The 21095-nt window shown below is 61.1% G+C and carries 16 protein-coding genes; 6 read left to right on the plus strand and 10 right to left on the minus strand.

Annotated elements, in window-relative coordinates:
• Nucleotide 1: 1 nt before the first annotated feature.
• The 6 genes from HDF10_RS09455 to HDF10_RS09480 all read right to left on the minus strand — a co-directional run bounded on the left by HDF10_RS09455 (nucleotide 2) and on the right by HDF10_RS09480 (nucleotide 10127).
• A complete protein-coding gene (locus HDF10_RS09455; RefSeq protein ID WP_183812790.1) occupies nucleotides 2-4864 on the minus strand; it encodes an Lhr family helicase in 4863 nt (1620 codons plus the stop codon).
• A gap of 94 nt (nucleotides 4865-4958) precedes the next feature.
• Entirely contained in the window at nucleotides 4959-5786 is an 828-nt protein-coding gene (locus HDF10_RS09460) for a CheR family methyltransferase (protein WP_183812792.1), read from the minus strand.
• Entirely contained in the window at nucleotides 5773-7002 is a 1230-nt protein-coding gene (locus HDF10_RS09465; RefSeq protein ID WP_260177784.1) for a protein-glutamate methylesterase/protein-glutamine glutaminase, read from the minus strand. Before HDF10_RS09465 ends, HDF10_RS09460 begins: the two co-directional genes overlap by 14 nt.
• A 38-nt stretch (nucleotides 7003-7040) precedes the next feature.
• Nucleotides 7041-7412 (minus strand): response regulator, encoded by a 372-nt coding sequence (locus tag HDF10_RS09470; RefSeq protein WP_183761681.1) that lies wholly within the window; start codon nucleotides 7410-7412, stop codon nucleotides 7041-7043.
• Nucleotides 7393-7926, minus strand: coding sequence for a chemotaxis protein CheW (locus HDF10_RS09475; RefSeq protein WP_183812793.1), 534 nt, complete (start codon nucleotides 7924-7926; stop codon nucleotides 7393-7395). Before HDF10_RS09475 ends, HDF10_RS09470 begins: the two co-directional genes overlap by 20 nt.
• Entirely contained in the window at nucleotides 7923-10127 is a 2205-nt protein-coding gene (locus HDF10_RS09480; protein ID WP_183812794.1) for a chemotaxis protein CheA, read from the minus strand. The genes HDF10_RS09475 and HDF10_RS09480 overlap by 4 nt, the downstream gene beginning before the upstream one ends.
• A gap of 30 nt (nucleotides 10128-10157) precedes the next feature.
• Between HDF10_RS09480 and cdd the strand changes: the two genes are divergently transcribed.
• Complete coding sequence (cdd, locus tag HDF10_RS09485) at nucleotides 10158-10646, plus strand: cytidine deaminase (RefSeq protein ID WP_260177786.1); 489 nt, start codon at nucleotides 10158-10160, stop codon at nucleotides 10644-10646.
• 28 nt (nucleotides 10647-10674) lie between these two features.
• A complete protein-coding gene (locus HDF10_RS09490; protein ID WP_183812795.1) occupies nucleotides 10675-12069 on the plus strand; it encodes a thymidine phosphorylase in 1395 nt (464 codons plus the stop codon).
• Between the two features lie 68 nt (nucleotides 12070-12137).
• Here HDF10_RS09490 and HDF10_RS09495 read toward each other — a convergent pair whose 3' ends face one another.
• Nucleotides 12138-12563, minus strand: a complete 426-nt coding sequence (locus HDF10_RS09495) for a hypothetical protein (protein WP_183812796.1) — start codon at nucleotides 12561-12563, stop codon at nucleotides 12138-12140.
• Nucleotides 12564-12909: 346 nt separating this feature from the next.
• Between HDF10_RS09495 and HDF10_RS09500 the strand changes: the two genes are divergently transcribed.
• The gene (locus HDF10_RS09500) at nucleotides 12910-14778 is read left to right on the plus strand and encodes a sigma 54-interacting transcriptional regulator (protein ID WP_183812797.1); all 1869 of its coding nucleotides are present in this window, start codon (nucleotides 12910-12912) and stop codon (nucleotides 14776-14778) included.
• A gap of 132 nt (nucleotides 14779-14910) precedes the next feature.
• Here the strand turns inward: HDF10_RS09500 and HDF10_RS09505 are convergent, their stop codons facing one another.
• Together HDF10_RS09505 and HDF10_RS09510 are read right to left on the minus strand one after the other, a co-directional pair.
• Entirely contained in the window at nucleotides 14911-15207 is a 297-nt protein-coding gene (locus HDF10_RS09505; protein WP_183812798.1) for a MoaD/ThiS family protein, read from the minus strand.
• Nucleotides 15204-16385: a WD40/YVTN/BNR-like repeat-containing protein gene (locus tag HDF10_RS09510; protein WP_260177787.1), complete on the minus strand. Its 1182-nt coding sequence runs from the start codon at nucleotides 16383-16385 to the stop codon at nucleotides 15204-15206. The genes HDF10_RS09505 and HDF10_RS09510 overlap by 4 nt, the downstream gene beginning before the upstream one ends.
• A gap of 219 nt (nucleotides 16386-16604) precedes the next feature.
• Between HDF10_RS09510 and HDF10_RS09515 the strand changes: the two genes are divergently transcribed.
• Both HDF10_RS09515 and HDF10_RS09520 read left to right on the plus strand, forming a co-directional pair.
• Nucleotides 16605-17843, plus strand: a complete 1239-nt coding sequence (locus tag HDF10_RS09515; protein WP_183812800.1) for a NupC/NupG family nucleoside CNT transporter — start codon at nucleotides 16605-16607, stop codon at nucleotides 17841-17843.
• A 129-nt stretch (nucleotides 17844-17972) separates the two neighbouring features.
• Complete coding sequence (locus tag HDF10_RS09520; protein ID WP_183812802.1) at nucleotides 17973-19097, plus strand: PP2C family protein-serine/threonine phosphatase; 1125 nt, start codon at nucleotides 17973-17975, stop codon at nucleotides 19095-19097.
• Nucleotides 19098-19192: 95 nt separating this feature from the next.
• On the opposite strand, the gene HDF10_RS09525 is transcribed toward HDF10_RS09520, so the two are convergent.
• Nucleotides 19193-19798 carry a thioredoxin domain-containing protein gene (locus HDF10_RS09525; RefSeq protein WP_183812804.1) on the minus strand — a complete coding sequence of 202 codons (606 nt, stop codon included), beginning with the start codon at nucleotides 19796-19798 and terminating at the stop codon, nucleotides 19193-19195.
• 335 nt (nucleotides 19799-20133) lie between these two features.
• Here HDF10_RS09525 and HDF10_RS09530 point away from each other — a divergent pair, with 335 nt between their 5' ends.
• The gene (locus HDF10_RS09530; protein WP_183812806.1) at nucleotides 20134-21042 is read left to right on the plus strand and encodes a purine-nucleoside phosphorylase; all 909 of its coding nucleotides are present in this window, start codon (nucleotides 20134-20136) and stop codon (nucleotides 21040-21042) included.
• Nucleotides 21043-21095 lie beyond the last annotated feature (53 nt).

Below are 21095 nucleotides of genomic sequence, written 5' to 3' on the forward strand. Positions count from 1 at the left end.
GTCACGCATTCGCTCTCACCTCACCGCGAGTGCCCGGCAGCGGAGGTAACCCCCTGCGCACATTGAACCCCATAGCCCCCGCCGCAAATCCCACATCGAGCAAGAACTTTGCCATCCAATGCTCCGCCACCGCCACTCCATTCACACTCGCAATCAACATCCCACCTCGTCCCTGCGCATCCTCCTGGTCCTGCACCCGCGACACCAGAAACTCCGCCAGACTCCGCGCCACCTGCGATCTCTGCGGCTCTTCCTCCGGCAGAAACACCTGCAGATTCGGATTCCCCCGCCGTAGATAAGTCACCAGCGCCCCATCGCAAAGGATCACCCGAGCCCCAACGCTCCGCGTCAACGAAGATCCCACCTCCGGAGCCGCAGGCCACCGCATCAAAGCCCCATAAGGATTTGCCGGATCGGTCGCCGCCAGTTGCAGCATCTCCGTCTTGTCGCCTTGGTTCGAAGCCCGCAGCGACCTCAGCAGATCCACCGCCGCCGGCAGAGCAAACTGCGTCGCCCCCAGATCCGCCGCAAAGTACCCCCGCCGAATCTTCCCACTCTCCTCCAGCGCCTTCATCACGTCATAGATCGCCGAAAACCCACCCGGCAGACTCTCCGCATGCGCCGTCTCGCGAAACACCACCCCATAGCGCGTCAGCAACTGCTGCGCAATCGCGTGACTCCACTCCGTAGCCGATCTGTCCATGGCAAACGCAGCAGGATTCAGCGCCCATCGCCCCTGCGCCGTAGGCGGAGTCGTCCTTCTCGAACGGAATCCCGTCTGCTGATGCAGCCTACGCGCTGGCTTTCTCGACCCACTCGCCGCCGGCCTCTCGCAGTACGCACGCAACGCCGCCAACCCATCGTTGGTCAGCATCCCTCGCCACACCAGACTCCAAAGAGCTTCGAGCGTCTCTCCCGGATATCCGCCGCCAACACCATCATGCAAATCCTGAAAGAACGAAGCCCCGCGCCCCTTCAGATACTCCACAATCGCGGTCTCTCTCTCATTCAGCGCAGCAGGGTCATCGCTCTGAGCAGAACCAACTCCCCGCTCCTTCTGCTGCACACCCACCCGTCCAATCGGCCAAAGCACCGGCAGCTTCTCCGCGAGATAGAGCCCAATCCGCCCATCTCTCTCCCCAATCGGATCGAACCCAACCCAAACCACCTCTCCTGCGGCGATCAACGTATCCAGGTCCGAGCTCTTATACCCGACCAACCGCGTCGGCAAAATCTCCGTCTCCAGAATCGAAGCGGGTAGCGGCGCTCCCTGCAGATTCTCAATCACATCCAGCAACGCATCCAGTCCTCGCCGAGGCTGCACCACACCCTGCCACCTCGTAAAGAGCCGCGCCAGCGTCCTCTGCTCCACCGGCTCGACCTCCTTCCGCAACCGAGCCAGCGACCTCCGCCGAATCGATCGCAGCACCTCGTTATCGCACCACTCTCGATGAATCCCACCTGGCCGAAATCCACCCTCCACCACCTTGCCGCTCTGAATCAACCGCTGCAACACTGCTTCCAAACTCTCCATCGGCAGATCAAAACGCCCCACAGCCTCAGGCGTCGTAAACGGGCCATGCGTCCGCGCAAATCTCCTCATCAAATCCAGCAACGCATCCGGTGCTTCCTCAAGAAACGCACCCGGCAGCCCCGGTGGCAGCGGCACACCCAGCGCATCCCGATACCGCGCCGCATCTTCCACCGCAATCAATCGCTTCTCCCCGGCGACCTGCACCTCTAGAGCCCGCCGAGCCCTCATCAGCTTCCCAACTGATTCTGCAACCTCGTCCGTTACACATCGAGATCGCAGTTCCTCTCGTGTCAAATCCCCAAGCCGCAGCAACAGATCATGCACCCCATCCATATTCCGCGCACGATAGCCTTCAGCCATACACTGCAGTTGCTCCTCGGTTTCCTCAATTGCATTGATATCCAACAGCTCCCGAAGATCCGCATCCCCCATCAACTCCCGCAGCTGATCCTGATCGATCGAAAGCGCCTGCGCCCGTCTCTCGGCCAGCGGAGCGTCCCCGTCATAGATGTAGTTCGCCACATAGCTGAACAACAACGCCGAAGCGAACGGCGAAGGCGTCCGCGAATCCACCGTATGCACTCGCAGCGAGCGATTGCCAATATTCCGCAGCGTCTCCATCAGCGCAGGCATATCGAACACATCCCGCAGACACTCCCGGTAAGCCTCGAGCACAATCGGAAAAGAGGCATAACGGCTCGCCACACTCAACAGGTCATACGCCCTCTTCCTCTGCTGCCAAAGCGGAGTCCGCCCATCCGCTCTCCTCCTCGGCAGCAGCAACGCCCGCGCAGCGCTCTCGCGAAACTTCGCTGCAAACAGTGCCGTCGACCCCAGCTGCCGCAGCACCAGTTCCGCAGCCTCCTCAGCCTCTAGCAGAATCGGTTCAATTGCAGGAGCCTCCTCGGTCTCAGGAAAGCGCAGCACAAAGCCGTCCTCCGACCACATCGTCTCAACCTCCTGCCCGTTCCCCGCACGGAGCTTGGCCGTCACCGCCATCGCCCACGGCGCATGTACTCGACTGCCAAACGGAGTCAGCACACACACCCGCCAATCTCCCAGCTCATCCCTCACTCGCTCAATCACAATATTCCGGTCGTCAGGAACAACCACGGTAGCCAGCTCCTGGTCCGCCAGATACCGCAGCACATTCTCCGCCGCCCCCGGCTCCAGATCATGCTCACTCGTCAGGCGCGCCATCGCCACGCTCCGCGGAGCATCCCGCAACTCCCTCACCAACGCCCCAATCCTTCGCCCAAACTCTAGCGGCCGCCCAGCCTGATCCCCATGCCAGAACGGCATCTTCCCCGCTTCACCTGGAGCCGGCGTCACCAGCACCCGGTCATGCGTAATCTCGTCGATCCGCCACGTCGAAGCTCCAAGAATGAACGTATCCCCCGTCCGGCTCTCGAAGACCATCTCCTCATCCAACTCCCCCACCCGCACGGGCCCCCTGCCTGATCCAGAACGCTGCCCCGCCAGAAACACCCCATACGTTCCGCGATCAGGAATCGTTCCCCCGTTCAGAATCGCAATGCGCTTCACCCCAGCGCGCGGCGTAATCCAGTTCCTCGTCCTGTCCCATGTAATCCGCGGACGAAGCTCCGCAAACTCATCCGACGGATACCGCCCCGCCAGCATATCCAAGACTCCATCGAAGACACTCTGGCTCAACCCCGCAAACGGAGCCGCACCCCGCACCAGCGCAAACAACGCAGCGTAACTCATCCCGGGACTCTCCTCCTCCTCCGTCTTATGCTTCGACCGCAGCTCCGCATCCGCGACGTTCAACGGTGGATGAGCGATCACCGCCACCATCTGCTGCGCCAGCACATCCAGCGGGTTCCGCAGAAACCGCGTCGACTCCACATGCCCCTCATGCATTGCCCGCGTCACCGCCGCACACGCAATCAAATCCGCCCGGTACTTCGGAAAGATAATCCCATGCGACGGAGCCCCCACCTGGTGCCCCGCCCTCCCGATCCGCTGCATCCCACTGGCCACCGAAGGCGGAGCCTCAATCTGAATCACCAGATCGATCGCCCCCATGTCAATCCCCAGCTCCAGAGAAGACGTAGCCACCAGCGCCTTGATCTTTCCCGCCTTCAGCAGCTCCTCAATCTCCGTCCTCTGCGTAGCCGCAAGCGAGCCATGATGCGCCCGCGCAATCTGCTCTCCCGCAAGCTCATTCAGCGCCCCGGCCAACCGCTCCGCTACCCTTCGCGCATTCACAAAGATCAGCGTAGAGGTCCGCCCCTGAATAATCTCCAGCAGTCGCGGATGTATCGACTGCCAGATCGAAGTCCTCTTCGGCCCCTGCGAAGCCGGCCCGCTCGGCTGCTCCTCAATCTCCCCCAACCGCGCCATATCCTCCACCGGAACCTCTACCTTCAGTTCCAGCAGCTTTCGAGCCCCAGCATTCACCACCGTCACGGGACGAAATCTCGCCGCACCAGCCCCCACCTCTGCCTGCGAATCCTCGCGACCCGCAACCTCCATCAACACTCTGGCAGTCTCCTCATCAGCCTCTGCGGCCTGGCTTAAATTTGTGCCTTCCTTAGCTACATATCCAGAGGTCTCCGCACCGCCAAGGAATCGAGCCACCTCCTCAAGCGGCCTCTGCGTAGCGGACAGTCCAATCCGCTGCAGCCTCCTCCCCGTCAACGCCTCCAGCCGCTCCAGCGATAGCGCCATATGCGCCCCTCGCTTGCTCGGCACCAGCGCATGAATCTCATCCACAATCACCGTCTCCACCGACCGCAGCGACTCCCCCGCCTCCGACGTCAGCAGCAGGTACAGACTCTCCGGCGTAGTAATCAGGATGTCGCCAGGATGCCTCCGAAACCGCGCGCGCTCCTTCTGCGAGGTATCCCCCGTGCGCACGCTGATCTCCGGCATCCGCACCGCAACGCCCTCACGCTTGGCCATGTTGGCAATCCCAACAAGAGGAGATCGAAGATTGCGCTCCACATCCGCAGCCAGCGCTTTCAGCGGCGAAAGATACACCACCCTGCACCCACGCTCAGCCTCAGGAGCCGTCCGCATCATCAACTTGTCGAGACACCACAGAAACGCCGTCAGGGTTTTCCCCGTGCCCGTCGGCGCAAGTATCAACGTCGACTCTCCACGGGCAATCGCAGGCCAGCCCTCCACCTGCGGAGCCGTCGGCGCATCAAACACCGCCCGAAACCACTTCGCTGTAATTGTATGAAAGAGCGAGAGCGCCTCCTCGCCCACAAAATTCCCCGGCAGCAACGGCTCTGTCTTCTCCGGAACTATCTTCTTCTTCGGCTTAGAAGGCTTCGTCGTCTTTGTAGTCTTTGGCGGCATAGTCAAAGTGTGCGCTCTCAGCAGCATATTTGCCGCACACTATTGGATGCGCGCCCAAGCTCTCAGGTCCAGCCGCGACCTGTGATCGATCCCTTCAACTCCCGCTCGCCGGACCATAGAAATAGCAGTCCGCCGCAAACTCCACCTCAAAAAGATTCGTAGAATCCTCTGCCTGCTCCGCATTTCCCAACACCAGGTATCCGGCAGGAGACAGCTTCCGATGAATCTCCCTGAAGAGCGTCCTGCGATCCTGCTGAGAAAAATAAAGCAGCACATTTCTCAACAACACCAAATCAAAAGTCGGCAGCAAAGGCAACGGAGCACACAGATTGGCATAATGAAACTCGCACATCGACCGAATCTGCGGACTAATCTCCCACTCTTCACCATGTCGAGTCATGTACTTCAGCAGCATCCGCGCCGGCAACCCGCGATTTACCTCCAGCCGTCGATACCGCCCCTTCTGCGCATAATCGACAACATGCCGCGAGATATCGGTGCCGACGATCTTTACATCCCAGCCCGCAATCTCCGGAAAGTGCTCCGCAAACATCATCGCCAGACTGTAAGCCTCCTGCCCGGTCGAACTCGCCGCGCTCCAGATCCTCAGCCGCCGCTCCTCCATTCGTCGTTCCATCAGCCGAGGAATAAGAATCTGCCGCAGCATCTCAAACGGTCTCATATCGCGAAAGAAGCTCGTCTCATTGATCGTCATCGCCTCAGCAACCGCGCGATGCAGATGAGCCGGCCGCCCCGCCTTCAACATATTCACAAAATCCTGAAGGCTATCCGCACCCGACAATCGCGCGATCGGTGTCAGTCTAGTGTCAAACAGAGCATTGCGCGACGGATCAATCAGGTTCGCCGACTGCTCCAGCACAAGCTCACGAAGATAAGCGTAGTCCGTATCAGAGCAGGCCATCGTTGATCTCCCGTCGCGGCGCCATCGCGGAGCTTGCATGGTGTGCCGTCTCCATCTTCGTCAGTCTTCCCGCGTCAACTCTCTGCTTCAACGCGCCCGCGATCTCCGAAAGCGGAAGCGTTGCGCTTGCAATTCCAGCCTCAGTCACCTTGGCCGGCATGCCCCATACGGCTGAGCTCGCCTCATCCTGCGCCAGCACCACTCCCCCGCGTTCATGAACAGCCCGCGCTCCATCCAGGCCATCCGCACCCATGCCCGTCATCACCAGCGCCAGCGCAGACGCGCCATACATCCGTGCCGCAGAAAAAAACAAGTAATCCACCGCCGGCCTGCAGTGATTCAACGGCTCCCGCTGATGCAGCCGAACCCTGCTGCTCCGCCCCGCCACCCCCCCATCCTGTCTGTCCGTTAACCCGTTGCCCGCGCCTACCTCCATGTGCGCATCCCCCGGAGCCAGCCAGATCGTGCCCGGCCGAATCATCGCGTTCTCATACGCCTCTTTCACCCGCAGCGAACAGCATTTATCCAACCGCTCCGCCAGCGCTCCGGTGAACAGCTTCGGCATATGCTGAACGATCAACACTGGCACAGGAAAATCCGCGGGCAGCCGCGGCAGCAACTGCTCCAGCGCAGACGGCCCACCGGTAGACAGCCCAATCACCACCAACTCAATCGGAGCGGACGACCTCGGCAGCGTCGCACCAGCCAGAGTCTTAGGAGCATTGGCCGCCCCACTTCTCGCGACAACATTCTCTTCCTTCCGCTTTGCCCCTTTAGCCAGTGCAGCAATCCGCGGCAGAAGCTGCTGCGACAGCGAAAGCATCGCCGAAGCAAAATCACGCTGCTCCGCCGGCTTGGTCACATAGTCTGCAGCGCCACACGCCAGCGCCTCCAGCGTCGACCTCGCGCCGCGCTCTGTATGCGCACTACACATGATCACCGGTAGCCCAGGATTCTCTACCTGCAGGCGACGCAAAACCTCCAGCCCGTTCAGCCTCGGCATCTCAAGATCCAGCACCAGAACATCCGGCGACAGTCGCTTCACCGACTCCAGGCAATCCACTCCGTCCAACGCAACGCCGCACAACTCCATGGGCGGCAGCTCGCTCGACCGATCCTCCGCGTGCCGCTGAAACAGCTTCCACATCACTCCGCGCATCACCGCCGAGTCGTCCGCTGCAAGAATGCGGAGCGGCCGTTCCTCCATGGGTCCCATATCTGCTTTCCTCAGACTTTCTCTTCCACCCACAACCCTCAAGCTGCGATCACACCAAGCAGAAGCATCTTCTCCCGAAGGCTCTCCGGGGTAAACGGTTTCATCAGAAACTCATCCGCGCCATTGTCGAGCGCGGTCGTAATAAACGAATGATCAGCCTCGGTTGTCACCATCATCACCTTCATCTCAGGCCCAAGCTTTGCCTCGCGCAGCTTCTTCACGCACTCCAGCCCGTTCATCACCGGCATGTTCACATCCAGCAGCATCAGGTCGAAGGACTCCTCCGCCCGAAGCACAGCCAGCGCGTCGCTCCCATCCTTCGCCTCTTCACACACCACATCCATCCTGCCCAGCAGGTGCCGCAGATACTCGCGGATAAAGCTCGAATCATCAACGATCAGGACTCGCATCTATACCTCCATTCGAACTGCTCTTGAACAATCCCACCTCCGACAAGCGCGACGGCGACAGCCTCTGTGGATCCAGCTGCACCATCAAACCCGCATCCATCTTGTAGGCTCCATCGAACAACCACTTGCCCTTCGCCTCGAGCGTGCAGGGGTTGTCCTCCAGCATCCGCCGGCTCACCGTCACCACGCCGCCCACCGCATCGACCACCAGCCCAAAACGCTCCGCAGCCTCATCCTCCGCCATCACCAGCACGCAGCATCTGCCGGTGTGCGCCTCCATCCCCAACAGCGCCCGAAGATTCACCGTCGTCAGCACCTCGCCACGATAAGGGACAACACCCGCGATAAACGCCGGCGACATCGGCACCCGCTGCAGATCCCGCTCCCCAAGCACCTCGCGTATCTTCCTAGTGTCGATGCCGAACATCTCACTGCCCGCATACATCGAACAAAGCGACACCGCGTCACTCTCATCCTGAATCTCGTCGACCTTCTCCCGACCGGCTATTCTCACGCAACCTCCTGCCAGGCAGCCTTCGCCTTCACGCCAAACTCACGATGAACCTGCGTCAGCTTCTCCTTCACCAGAGCAAGCTCCATCCCCATTTCATGGCTCGCCTCACCCTGATCGATCAGCGTTCCGGTCGAAACATCCAGAACCTGCCGCACCACCATGCCACCGCGCTGCGCCCCTCCCACGCTGGCATCGCCGCAGATCAGCACCGTCACCATCACTTCTTCACCCGCCTGCCGCGCAGACTCCAGCTCCATCAGCACATTCCCTTCATCTCTCAGCGGCAGCAGCTCCCCGCGATACTGCAGCAACGGTCGCCCGCCAGCATACTCAATCTGTCCCAGCGGAACGCTTTCAATCCGCTCCACCACATCCAGCGGCAGCGCTGTTCTCTCTCTCACTCGATCCTCAAAGATCAGGAACGATGTACCCGTTGCCTCCTGCACCGCAGCCTCGCCAGCACCGATCTCACCGACCTCTTCTTCAATCGGCTTCACTCCTGCACGTGCCGCGGTCGCACCGATATCCAGAATCAATGCCAGGGTTCCATTGCCCAGCACCGTCGCGCCGGAGAACAAGCCGATCTCGCGCAGCACCGGCGAAAGCGGCTTCACCACAATCTCCTCAGGAGACATCAGATCATCGACCACCAGGCCGTATCTGCAACCCTCTGCTTCAAGCACCGCCAGGTAATGCCCCTTCGACTGGTCCGGATTATCAGCGTCCAATCCCAGCAACCGGTCGAGCCACACCATCGGCAACAGACGCTCTCGCAGCCGGTACAGCTCCGACGAACCAATTCGCTGCACCACCTGCGCAAACTCTCGCTCCGGTATATCCACCAGCTCCACCAGCGTGCTCTGCGGCAGTGCAAAGGCCTGCCCTCCACTCTTCACCACCAGCGAAGGAACAATCGCCAGCGTCAGCGGAACCCGAAGCCGCAGCGTAGTCCCCACGCCCCTGCGCGACTCGACCTCGACACTCCCGCCAACCTTCTCCACATTGGCGCGCACGACATCCATGCCAACGCCACGTCCCGAAACCGTAGTCACCGCAGCAGCAGTCGAAAATCCGGGCAGAAAAATTAGCTGCAGCGCCTCCCGCTCCGACATCCCCGCAGCGTCTTCCGCCGTCACCAGATTGCGTTCGATCGCCTTCTGCAGCACCCGCTCGATCGGGATCCCGGCGCCATCGTCTTCAATCTCGATCACCACCGATCCGCTCTGGTGGAACGCCTTCAGCCGCAGACAACCCTCGGCCGACTTTCCCGCCAGCACACGGTCCGCAGGCGACTCGATCCCATGATCGACCGCGTTCCTCACCGCATGGGTCAGCGGATCCTTGATCGCCTCAAGCAGGCTCTTATCCAGCCCCGTCTCCTGCCCGCTGAACTCAACCCGCACCTCGCGTCCGCACGTCCGGGCAAGATCCCTCACCATCCGCGGAAACTTCCCAAACAGATTCCCAACCGGCTGCATCCGAGCCTGCATCACCGTCTCACGCAGATCCGCCGTAACGCTATCCAGCCGTCGCGCCAGCTCAGGAAAGTTCGCCGCCTCCATCCCGCTCTGCAGCATCTGGTTGCGCGTCAACACCAGTTCGCCCACCAGGTTCATCATGCGGTTCAGCACATCCACGTCGATCCGCAGTGTCTTATCCGCACTCGCCTTCTCCGTCACCGCAGTCGGTTGTAATCCGCCAGGCTGCAACACAGGCGACGCCCCGCTGTTCGAAGCGGCCGGCGCAACACCCTCACTTCTCGTCGTCTCCACCAGAGCAATCTGCGGAGCCTCGATCTCCGGCAACTCCGCAGGCACCTGCCCATTCAGACTCGCCAGTTCGGCGATCAGCTCGCCATCTTCATCCCCGGCCCGAGTCCCTTCACTCCCGGTCTCCTCGATCAGCAACAGAATCGCCCGCAGTCCATCCAGCAGGCGAAGCAGTCCGCTGATCAGATCCGAGTTAACCTCAAGCTTGCCGTCCCGCAGCGACCCCAGCAGATGCTCTCCCGCATGCGCCAGCTTCTCCAGCCGATCGAATCCCAGAAAACCCGTCGTCCCTTTGATCGTATGGACAGCGCGGAAGATCTCCCCCAGCAATCCAGTATCGTCCGGCCGCATCTCCAGCTCGGTCAGGCACCGCTCCATCCGGTCCAGACCCTCCTGGCTCTCTGCAATAAATTCTTTGGTTAGCTCGTCCACACAACCTATATCGGGCGTGGAACGGTAACCATGAGGCCCGCCACTTGCTATCGGCCCCCGCAACCCGATAGCCTCAGTCACATCATGTCCTCCGAACTCTCCGCCGAACAGCCCAGCGCGCTCACTCCCGCACAAATCGCCGGCCTGCAGCAGCAAGCCGTCACCGTCGCGCACCACGCCTACGCCCCCTACAGCAACTTCCGCGTCGGCGCCGCCCTCCTCCTCACCGACGGTACCATCGTAACCGGCTGCAACGTCGAAAACGCCTCCTACCGCCTCACCACCTGCGCCGAGCAGACCGCCATTACCTCCGCCGTAGCCCTCCGCGGCCCCGGCATTCGCATCCGCGCCATCGCCGTCGCCAACCTCAACGCCACCGCCAGCCAGCCCTGCGGAGCCTGCCGCCAGACCATCCACGAGTTCAGCACCCCCGACACCATCGTCTTCTTCCCCGCCGAAGGCGGCTCCATCGCCCAGGCCACCATAGCGGAGCTCCTGCCCGCCGCCTTCCTCCTCTAAACAATATGTAACCAAAAATGATTCCAAAATGACCCAGACCATCCATCCCATCGACGTCCTCCTCCACAAGCGTGACGGCCGCGTCCTCACCGACGCAGAGATCCAGGCCTTCATCCACGCCATCGTTCACCGCACCCCGGAAAAACAGCTCGTCACCGACGCCCAGATCGCCGCCTTCCTCATGGCCGTCTTCCATCACGGCCTCAACCCGCAGGAGCTCGCCACCCTCACCACCGCCATGCGCTACTCCGGTGAGACCTTCGACGCCGCGCCCCTCCACAGCTTCACCGTTGACAAGCACTCCACCGGCGGCGTCGGCGACAAGACCTCTCTCCTCATCGCCCCCATCCTCGCCGCCGCGGGCCTCGCCTCGCCCAACGCCAACGGCATCCCCTCCATCTGCGTCCCAATGATCTCCGGCCGCAGCCTCGGCCACACCGGTGGAACCCTCGACAAGCTCGAAACCATCCCCGGCTTCAACACCCAGCTCACCCTCGACAACCTCCTCCTCACGCTCGAAAAGTGCGGCGCAGCCCTCGTCGGCCAGACCCCGCATCTCGTCCCCGCCGACCGCATCCTCTACGCCCTCCGCGACCACACCGGCACCGTCGAATCTCCCTACCTCATCTGCGCCAGCATCATGAGCAAAAAACTGGCCGAAGACCTCAACGCCCTGGTCCTCGACGTCAAAACCGGCAGCGGCGCCTTCATGCCCACCTACGACCAGTCAAAGCTCCTCGCCGAACTCATGGTCCAGACCGGCGAAGCCTCCGGCACCCGCACCGTCGCCCTCCTCACCAACCACGACGAGCCCCTCGGCCGCTTCTCCGGCAACTGGATCGAAGTCTGGGAGTGCGTCGACATCCTACGCGCCACCCGCAGCGAGGATCGCCACCCCCTCTCCGCCGACCTCATCCAGCTCTCCAACCTCCTCGCCGGATGGATGCTTCATCTCGCAGGCAAGGCCGACACGCCCGAAGCAGGAGCCAAGCTCTCCGACGAGATCCTCCTCAGCGGCGCAGCCTTCAAAGCATGGATCAGAGTCGTAGCCACCCAGTGCGGCGACGTCTCCCTCTTCCACGACCCCGCCGCCCACCACCTCTACACCGCCTCGCGCACCCTCACCGCCACCCACTCCGGATACCTCGCCTCCATGGACTGCAAACAAGTAGGCTGGGCCGTCCAGCGTCTCGGTGCAGGCCGCGCCAAACCCGGCGATCCCGTCAGCGCCCACGCCGGCATCGAGATGCATGCCAAACTAGGCGACCCGATCAAAGCCGGCCAACCCCTCGTAACCCTCTTCAGCGAAGACCTCTCGCTCCTCGACGAACCCGAGAGCATGCTCCGCGACACCCTCCACATCGCCCCCAGCCCGCCTGAACTCAAACCTCTCCTCCGCGAAGTCATCAAAAAGAACACCTGATTCCCAGCCCCAAAAAAGTGGACCCGGAGACCTTCGTCGCCGGGTCCTGCTCACACAAAGTACAAAAACTATTTGAGAGCAATCAGAACATCGCTATTGACGCGTACGGATGCTTCCTGCGTCTGAGCCTTGGCCCACTTCTCCTGCTTCGACGTTGGCAGGTGGCAGGTCATCGACGCACTCGTTGTCCGAATCTCACTGAGGAAGTACTGGTTCCCGTAGTGGTGAAAGACCAGCTTGTTGTCTGCCGAGGCATAGATATCGGGGACCGTGACCGCCGTCACGGCAACGCCCTTCTCTCGGTCTGAAATGGTCAACATCCGCGGCGTGCTGATATCGCTGCCGATGGTGTAGTATCCGGCAGGCAGCGTACGGCCATTCACCGTGAAGTTGAAAGGAACGTTTGCCGTGACCTTATGATCCTGGGCCAGGGCGCTACCAGCGGTGGCGATACCGGCGGCGACGAAGAGGGCGATTGCAGTAAGGTTTTTCATGACGATCTCCTTTGTGAGATACCTGTCTCAGGTTCCGATTGGTCTCTGGATTTCGTTCTCTCCGGAGCTTGTTACGCCCGGATACATTGCAACCGCATGGCCAAACCGCGCCAAACTCCCGTCCATCGGCAGCTCACTTTTATTTGCAACAAGATGGAACCGCAGCGTCCGCCCGCAAGCTGGCGGCCCTCACTCACGCCTCACTCTCCTGGTATCCGAATGGTTCCCCGCAGTATCTGATCGGCTCCCGTGTCCCCGCATCGTGTCTCTGGATCGTATCGGATCGCGCCCCGGAATCGCGATCGCGTGACCGATTCAGCTACACTCTCCTTCAACGGAGACCCCTATGAAACCGCGGCTCCTCGCCATCTCGGGCTCGCTGACCGGAACCGTTCGAGAGCTGAGCGATAGCCCAATCTCGGTTGGCCGACTCGAAGAAAACCAGCTCTGCCTCACAGATCCAGCGGTCTCTCGAAACCACTGCACCATCCAGCCGATCGACGGCCAGAACAACCAGGGCCAGAACAGCCAATATGAACTGGTCGACCTCGACAGCAGAAGCGGCACCTTCGTCAATGGATTGCCCGTCCTGCGCCGATCCCTCGACCACGGCGACACCATCCGCATCGGCAGCGCCAGCTTCCTCTATCTCACCCACGAAGACGAAACAGGCCCTCCCAGAAGGCGCGCAAGCGACCTCTCTTCCAACTCCTCTCTGGAGACAAAACGAGTCGCACTCCCGGCCATCGAGATCGGGCGCATGGCCCGCGACCTCACCGCCCTCTTCAGAATCAGCAGCGTCATCAACTCCATCCGCGACTCTCAACTCCTGCAACGCGAGCTTCTGCAACTCATCTTCGAAGTCGTCCCTGCCGACGAAGGAGCGGTCGTTCTCATCACCGATCTCGACGAAGAAACATTCGAAACCTGCACCTGGAACCGCCATACCGACTCGCCGTCGAAGATATCCATTTCAAAAGAACTCGTTCACCGCGCCTTCTGGGAGCAAGCCGCCGTTCAAATTAACGCCCAGATCGACGACGATCCAAGCGCCGGCGAGCAGCAGAACATCCTCTGCCAACCTCTTGTCGCCATAGAACGAACCATCGGCGTCCTCTATCTCACCTCTCTCCCTCCCGCGCCGCCCTTTGGCGAAGACCACGTCTACTTCCTCGACTCCGCCTCCCGCATCGCAGCCGTGACCCTCGAAAATATCCTTGCCCTCGATTCCCTGCGCTCAGAAAATTCAAAGCTGAAACGCCAGCTCAACACCGCCACCAACCTCGTCGGCGAAAGCCGCCAGATCCGTCAGGTCAGCGACTTCATCTCCCGCGTCGCGCAGAGCGACTCCACCGTCCTCATCCGCGGCGAGAGCGGCACCGGCAAAGAGGTCATCGCACGCTCCATTCACCAGAGCAGTCCGAGAAGCGAACTCCCCTTCATCGCCATCAACTGCGCCGCCATCCCCGAAACCCTGCTCGAAAGCGAGCTCTTCGGCCACGAGAAGGGCGCCTACACCGGAGCCCTCGGCATGCGCAAGGGAAAGCTCGAAGCCGCCGAAGACGGAACCCTCTTCCTCGACGAGATCGGCGAACTCGCTCCCCCCATGCAGGCCAAGCTCCTCCGCGTCCTCCAGCAAAGAGAGTTCGAGCGAGTCGGCGGAACGCACTCCGTCGCCTTCAAAGCCCGCGTCCTCGCCGCAACCAACAAAAATCTCGAGCTGGCCATCAAGTCCAACGAGTTTCGCCAGGACCTCTACTACCGCCTCAACGTCGTCTCCATCTCCGTACCCCCGCTGCGCGAACACAGCGAAGACATCCCCCTGCTAGCCCTCTACTTCGCCTCCAAATACGCGCAAAAAAACAAGCGCCCCTTCAAAGGCATCGCCTCAGAAGCGCGCTCCCTGCTGCTCGGCTACAGCTGGCCAGGCAACGTCCGCGAACTCGAAAACGCCATCGAGCACGCCATCGTCCTCGGCCTCACCGAAGAGATCCTCGCCGAAGACCTTCCCACCATCATCCTCGAGCAACAGTCCGCAAAACTCGCAGGAGGGAAGTACCACGACGTCCTGAACGAATCGAAAAAAGAGATGATCCTCAACGCCCTTCATGACTCCAAAGGAAGTTATCCCGAAGCAGCCCGCACCCTCGGCATTCACCCCAAATACCTCCACCGCCTCGCGCGAAACCTCAACCTGAAATCCGATCCACCCTAGTATCAAGCCTTTGCTGTCATTCTGAGCGCAGCGAAGAATCCCGACGAACTCCGCCCTGCCCAAACCGCTCGTCCCTTTCCGCCCACCTTTCCGCGCAGTAGTCTGTTCTTTATCAAACAAACCCGACCCAGCCTACCCGCCAGCCACCGCCGCAATCACCAGAAACGGCTCAACCCCCTTCCCCACAGCCTCCGGCAACAAAGCCTCCGGCGCACCATGCGACAGATCCTCCCCACACGCAAAGAACCGCAGAAACGCCCGTCGCCTCATCGTTCCATGCTCCCGAATCGTCCCGCACAACATCGGATACTTCGCCTCCAGCGCATCCAGCACAGAACGCTGTGTCACCGCGCCCCCAACCTCGAGCATCACCTCGCCACTCACCCCCGCCAGGGTCCGCAGATGCGCCGGCAGCAGCACGCGAATCATGCGAGCGACGAAGCCAAAGTCTGTGACCCCGAAGCCAAAGCCTGCGACCCAGAAGGCGACCCCGAAGACAAAGTCTGCACCTCCACCGACAGCACCGCCGGCAGGTCCCGCACGATCGGCGTCCAGCTATCGCCCCCATCGGAGGACCCATACACCTGCCCTCCCGTCGTGCCAAAGTACACCCCGCACTCGTCCAGAGAATCCACCGCCATCGCATCGCGCAGCACATTCACATAACAATCCTTCTGCGGCAGTCCCTTCGTCAGCGCCTCCCACTCATTCCCGCCTGACCTGCTCCGATAAACCCGCAGCCTCCCATCAAGCGGAAAGTGCTCCGAGTCGCTCTTGATCGGCACCACAAAGATCGTCTCCGGCTCATGCGCATGCACATCGATCACAAATCCAAAGTCCGTCGGCAGATTCCCACTCACCTCCCGCCACGAGTCCCCTGCATTGTCGCTGCGCATCACGTCCCAGTGCTTCTGCATAAACAGCACGCCAGGTCGCGACGGATGCATCGCAATATGATGAACACAATGCCCAACCTCCGCCTTCGGATCAGGAATATGTTCCGACCGCAGCCCCTGATTGATCGGCTTCCAGGTCTTCCCCGCATCATCGCTCCGAAACGCCCCCGCCGACGAGATCGCAATAAAGATCCTCGCCGGATCACTCGGATCGAGAATGATCGTATGCAGGCACATCCCGCCCGCCCCCGGCTGCCAGTGCGGCCCCGACCCATGCCCACGCAACCCCGACAGCTCCTCCCAACTCCCTCCACCATCCCCCGACCGAAACAGCGCCGCATCCTCCACCCCGGCATACACCTCATCCACATTGCTCAGCGAAGGCTCCAGATGCCACACCCTCTTGAACTCCCACGGATGCGGAGTCCCGTCATACCACTGGTGCGTCCCCGGCACCCCGTCGTAGAGAAACTTGTTCCCCGTCTGCACCCACGTCGCCCCGCCATCATCCGACCGCTGAATCACCTGCCCAGACCATCCATTCGACTGCGACGCATACAGCCGGTTCGGATCCACCGGCGATCCCTTCATGTGATAGATCTCCCACCCCGCAAAGTGCGGCCCCGTAATCTCCCACTTCTCCCGCTTCCCATCCGAGGTCATCACAAACGCGCCCTTGCGCGTGCCAACCAGCAATCTCACCTTGCTCATCGTCCCCTCCTCAAAAACAATTTGCGCCCACGCCCCACTTCCCAACAGCCACTTCTCCGGCCCATACGCTCAGCCCCTACGCTCATAGATGAATTCGTCCACGCCAAGGTACACCAAACCCACCCGGAAAAGGGAAATCGCTAGGCCCCTCCCCTCCCAACCGGTACACTCAACCAAAGTATTCAAACTGCGTTCATCTCAGCAGCAGGAGCGAAGCCTTTGTCTCGATTCACCGGTCTGCTCGGCCTCCTCACCTTCCTCGGCCTCGCCTATGCCTTCTCCACCAACCGCCGCGCCATCCGCTGGCGCACCGTGGCCTGGGGGCTCAGCCTGCAGATCGTCTTCGCCTTCCTCGTCATCAAATGGAACGCCGGCCAGGCTATCCTCCGCAACATCTCCAACGTCATCACCTCACTCCTCGCCCACTCGGTCGACGGCTCCTCCCTCGTCTTCGGACAGCTCGGCATCCCTGGCCGCCCTTTCGCCGTCCTCGCCTTCGCCGTCCTTCCCACCATCATCTTCGTCAGCGCCTTTTTCGCCATCATGTACCACATCGGCCTCATGCAGCACATCATCCGCATCGTCGCCTGGATCATGCAGCGAACCATGGGCACCTCCGGCGCCGAATCCACCAACGTCGCCGCCAGCATCTTCATGGGCCAAACCGAAGCCCCCCTCACCATCCGCCCCTTCCTCGCCGGAGCAACCCGCAGCGAACTCATGGTCATCATGACCTCCGGCATGGCCCACGTCTCCGGCGGCATCATGGCCGCCTACATCAGCTTCGGCATCAACGCCCAAGACCTCCTCTCCGCCGTCATCATGACCGCCCCCGGCACCATCCTCGTCGCCAAGATGCTCGTCCCCGAGACCGAAGTCCCCGCCACCATCGGCACCGTCCACATGCCGCCCAACGAAGAGCACAAAAACGAAAACTTCATCGCCGCCGTCGCACGCGGCACCATCGACGGCGGCCGCCTCGCCTTCAACGTCGCCATCATGCTCATCAGCTTCGTCGCACTCGTCGGCCTCTTTAACGCCATCATGCTTGGCATCTCGAACACCCTCTGGGCCCACGGCCACATCCCCTTCCCCCACTCCCTCAACGCCATCCTCGGCGTCGTCGGAGCACCCATCGCGTGGCTCATCGGCGTCCCCTGGCACGACGCCCACACCATCGGCAACCTCCTCGGCACCCGCACCATGATCAACGAGTTCGTCGCCTTCACCCAGCTCGGCGCCATCAAATCCACCCTTGCCCCGCGCACCTTCTCCATCGCCACCTTCGCCCTCTGCGGCTTCGCCAACGTAGGCAGCATCGGCATGCAGATCGGCGGCATCGGAGCCCTCGTCCCCAACCGCCGCAACGACCTCGCCCAGCTAGGCCTCCGCGCCATGCTCGCCGGAACCATGGCCAACCTCATGTCCGCCAGCATCGTCTCCATGCTCATCAAATAAACTTCGGACCAACCACCCCTTTGCAATAAAATTCTTCGCAATCCTGCTTCTCTCCCAACGGATCGCGTTACGAAGAGAATGCAGTAGCTGCGCGTCACAACGGAGAGAGAGACAGGAGAGCTCAGCGCGATGGCATTCCTCAGAAGCAGTAAAAACACTGCCGAGTACAAACAACAAGTTCAAATCGAAGAAGTAAAAACCACTGGGCTGCTCAATCTGGTCGTCGTCCTTGCCGTCGTCTCCGTCGCCTACACGGACTGGATCGTCGTAGCCAACATCTCCCTTGGCTACCTATACGTCCTTCCCATCGCCCTCAGCGCCTTTATCAACCCACTTCCCATCACAGTCGGGCTCGCGGTCCTGGGCAGCATCCTGCAGGAACTCTTCGGCCCCATCGGCGACAACACCCACGTCAGAATCATCCGTTTCATTATCACACTCGCCGGCTTCCTCATCGTCGGGTTTCTCGTCAGCCTCATCGCAAAACAACGCGCACGCCTTGCCGCCGAGGTGCGCCGCCAACGCGACGAGTATGAAGCGGATCTCCTCCTCGCCGCACAAGTCCAGCGTCAGGTCCTGCCTAAGGCTCCGATCGTTCCGGGCCTCGAGCTCGCAGCCTTCATGCAAACTGCCCGGCTCCTCGGTGGCGACTACTACGACTTCTTCCAGATCTCCGACGACATCGTCGATGTCGTCATCGCCGACGTCTCCGGCAAAGGTGCCGCCGCTTCTCTGCTCATGCCTTCCCTCGCCGTTGCCCTCCGTCTTCGTGCGCACGAGCTAAGCGGCCCAGCCGCGATCCTCAAAGATCTTGACGAATGCCTCAAGCAAATTACTCGGCCCGCTACTTTCGTCACCATGTTCTACGCCCGCTTCAATACCAGACTCCGCACACTGGAGTACGCCAACGGCGGCCACAACCCGCCCCTGCTCCTGCGATCCAGCACAGGCGAATCGTTTCTCCTGGAAGCAGCCGGTCCTATCATGGGCATCCTGCCCGACGCCCAGTTCTCCAACACTGTCATCCCCCTCGAACCCGGCGACATCCTCACCCTCTACACCGACGGCGTCACCGAGCAGGAGAACGAACACGAAGAAGAGTACTCACTCGACCGTCTGACAAAACTCATCCTGAGCAAAAAAGGAGAGCCCGCAACCACCCTCGTAGCCGACATCACCGAAGCCGTGTCCACCTTCGCTGGCACCACAGAACAAACCGACGACCTCACCGTGGTCATCGCCAAACTCCTGTAACCATCGTAAGCCGTCATTCTGAGCGAAGGATAGAATCCCAGCACTTGCCGTTCCCTGCACTTCCGCAGCGCAGCGAGAAAATACACATTCCTACCTCACCCAACCAGCCTCAGATAGTCCGGCTCATCTGCAATCGTTCGATACCGAAACTGCCTCACAATCTTCGCTCCCTTCAGAAAAAACAGCCCCTGCTTCTGGTGCCCATCCTCTTTGATCGCACCAATGCCATGCTTGAAGATCGCACCCTTCAACCACCCCATCCACACCGACGGCTGCAGCAGCGTCAGCCAGGGATTAATCCTCGCCAACTGAAACACCGGATTCTGATAGATCTTCGCCTCCGGATCGCTCACCCGCTCCACATCCCCAAGCCCGTAGTAGTCGAAGAACGGCTTCGCGCGCTCCGGCGTGCCCAGGTGCACAAATACCGGCCTCACCCGGCGTCGCGCCAACTCACCGCGAATCTCCGCAACATCGCTGATCGCCTGACGGCAAAAAGCGCACCCAAAGTGTCGCAAAAAGATCAGCAACACCGGCGAAGCCTCCGCCAGTGCAAGCAGGCTCGCACCCGACTCCGTATGAATCGAAGCCAGCACCGGCCGAACGTCGTCAGACGAACTCATGCCCGCCTCACCATCGGCTGCCACCCGATCACTCGGTCTTGGAATCGAACCTTCATGCCGCAACTTCGCTCTTGCCATCTCTGCTGAACACCAACCGAAGCCCTCCACCTCGCTTTTCAGTCAACCCCCCAAGCGATTCCGCGTCCTCTTCGAAGAGACAATAAATCCCCAAACCATGCGTATTTACCCACTCCAACTCGATAGACTCATAACAAGTACGAGCTCTCACGAGGATCAGATTCCACCGACTTGGGCGAAGGCAACTACTCCCCTTGAATGGAAGTTTCCCGGTAACTCCTTTGTAATGTGGCCTCGCAGCAACGTCTTTCTGCAATTCCCTCCTTCCGGCTAATTTAGCCGTCGATAGGGGGAGGGTACCCTCCACACCGTAACTTGTAGCCGCAAGGACCGAAATGACCGAGACCAACAAGACGACCGACCTCTACACCAAAGCTCTAGCCGCCGCCGACTACATCTGCAGCAAGACTCCACTCCATCCAGCTCTCGGCATCATCCTCGGCTCCGGTCTCGGCAACTTCGCCACCCACGTCAAATCCGCCACGCGCATCCCCTACGCCGACATCCCCCACTTCCCCCAATCCACCGTCCAAGGCCACTCCGGCCACCTCGTCCTCGGCCAGATCGCCGGCGTCCCCGTCGCAGTCATGCAGGGCCGCGTCCACGCCTACGAGGGCTACAGCATGGAGCAGGTCACCTTCCCCACCCGCGTCCTCGGCCTGCTCGGATGCAAAGCCCTCATCGTCACCAACGCCGCTGGCGGTATCCGCACCACCCTCGCGCAAGGCTCCATCGTCGCCATCTCCGACCACATCAACCTCACCGGAACCAACGCGGCCCTCGGCCCCAACGAGCCCCGCTTCACCGTCCTCGGATCCCCAGCCCAGCGCTTCTTCGATATGTCCACCGCCTACTCCCTCCGCCTCCGCACCCTCGCCATCGAAGAGGCCGGCCGCCAGGAGTTTCTCCTCACCGAAGGCGTCTACCTCGCCGTCCTCGGGCCCAGCTTCGAAACTCCCGCAGAAATCCGTGCCTTCCGCACCCTCGGAGCCGATCTCGTCGGCATGTCCACCGTCCACGAGGTCATCGTCGCCCGCCATATGGGCATCGAAGTCCTCGGCCTCTCCCTCGTCACCAACATGGCCGCAGGCGTCCCCGCCTACGGACGCGAAACCGCCGACACCATCGACCACGAAGACGTCATGGAGACAGGCAAGCGCGTAGAAAAGCAGTTCACCTGCCTCCTCACCGCCCTCATCCCCCAGATCGCAACCCTCCAACCCGGTACGCTCAACCAATTGTGACCATTACTGTAACAATTTTGGTGTATATGTGACCAGAAGCATTACATATACGC

It is taken from the genome of Tunturiibacter empetritectus (genome assembly GCF_014201375.1).
GTDB lineage: Bacteria > Acidobacteriota > Terriglobia > Terriglobales > Acidobacteriaceae > Edaphobacter > Edaphobacter lichenicola_D.

What these genes read in the sequence shown, in the direction of transcription:
- HDF10_RS09455 (WP_183812790.1), bottom strand. Translation starts at nt 4,864, where the DNA reads ATGCCGCCAAAGACTACAAAGACGACGAAGCCTTCTAAGCCGAAGAAG.
- HDF10_RS09460 (WP_183812792.1), bottom strand. Translation starts at nt 5,786, where the DNA reads ATGGCCTGCTCTGATACGGACTACGCTTATCTTCGTGAGCTTGTGCTG.
- HDF10_RS09465 (WP_260177784.1), bottom strand. Translation starts at nt 7,002, where the DNA reads ATGGGACCCATGGAGGAACGGCCGCTCCGCATTCTTGCAGCGGACGAC.
- HDF10_RS09470 (WP_183761681.1), bottom strand. Translation starts at nt 7,412, where the DNA reads ATGCGAGTCCTGATCGTTGATGATTCGAGCTTTATCCGCGAGTATCTG.
- cdd (WP_260177786.1), top strand. Translation starts at nt 10,158, where the DNA reads ATGAGGCCCGCCACTTGCTATCGGCCCCCGCAACCCGATAGCCTCAGT.
- HDF10_RS09490 (WP_183812795.1), top strand. Translation starts at nt 10,675, where the DNA reads ATGACCCAGACCATCCATCCCATCGACGTCCTCCTCCACAAGCGTGAC.
- HDF10_RS09495 (WP_183812796.1), bottom strand. Translation starts at nt 12,563, where the DNA reads ATGAAAAACCTTACTGCAATCGCCCTCTTCGTCGCCGCCGGTATCGCC.
- HDF10_RS09500 (WP_183812797.1), top strand. Translation starts at nt 12,910, where the DNA reads ATGAAACCGCGGCTCCTCGCCATCTCGGGCTCGCTGACCGGAACCGTT.
- HDF10_RS09505 (WP_183812798.1), bottom strand. Translation starts at nt 15,207, where the DNA reads ATGATTCGCGTGCTGCTGCCGGCGCATCTGCGGACCCTGGCGGGGGTG.
- HDF10_RS09510 (WP_260177787.1), bottom strand. Translation starts at nt 16,385, where the DNA reads ATGAGCAAGGTGAGATTGCTGGTTGGCACGCGCAAGGGCGCGTTTGTG.
- HDF10_RS09520 (WP_183812802.1), top strand. Translation starts at nt 17,973, where the DNA reads ATGGCATTCCTCAGAAGCAGTAAAAACACTGCCGAGTACAAACAACAA.
- HDF10_RS09525 (WP_183812804.1), bottom strand. Translation starts at nt 19,798, where the DNA reads ATGGCAAGAGCGAAGTTGCGGCATGAAGGTTCGATTCCAAGACCGAGT.
- HDF10_RS09530 (WP_183812806.1), top strand. Translation starts at nt 20,134, where the DNA reads ATGACCGAGACCAACAAGACGACCGACCTCTACACCAAAGCTCTAGCC.